General features: G+C 56.8%; 1 protein-coding gene. It reads right to left on the reverse strand.

What is annotated here, in order from left to right:
- Positions 1–438: hypothetical protein (locus EOA60_RS38080; RefSeq protein ID WP_164899971.1), on the reverse strand; the 438-nt coding region annotated here is incomplete at both ends.

Genomic DNA, 438 nt, shown 5'->3' on the forward strand with positions numbered 1-438 from the left:
CTCCCGGTGCGCGCGGTCGATGGGTTCTCGAAGAATCTTGCTGTCTTCGACGTTGATGACGAGGCCCATTCTTTCGTACTCCTTCTCAACCAGATGTCTGGCCTTCCTCAATCCGGACAAAATCAACAACTGCGCAAAGGCATCCTTCTGTTGCTCCGATGGCGCTTGAGCGATCCGGTCAAGGATGGCTCTAACCATATCACGAGTGCTGCCATTGCGGCAAAGGATGCCAAAGACGGCATCGCCGATGTCACCATGCTGGACCAGCGACTCGGCACTAACGTCTATCGCGTTGACCACCTCGAAGATAAACGACAGGTTCGTGTGGCGGATCAAAGACTGCTTCGGCCATCGACCGCTGCCGATATAGATGAGGATTTGGCGGACCTCGGTCTCAAACGGCAGCGCCTCGCGGCTAGATCGGCGGTCGGGGGCCAA

Source organism: Mesorhizobium sp. M1A.F.Ca.IN.020.06.1.1 (assembly GCF_004023265.1).
Taxonomy (GTDB): domain Bacteria; phylum Pseudomonadota; class Alphaproteobacteria; order Rhizobiales; family Rhizobiaceae; genus Mesorhizobium.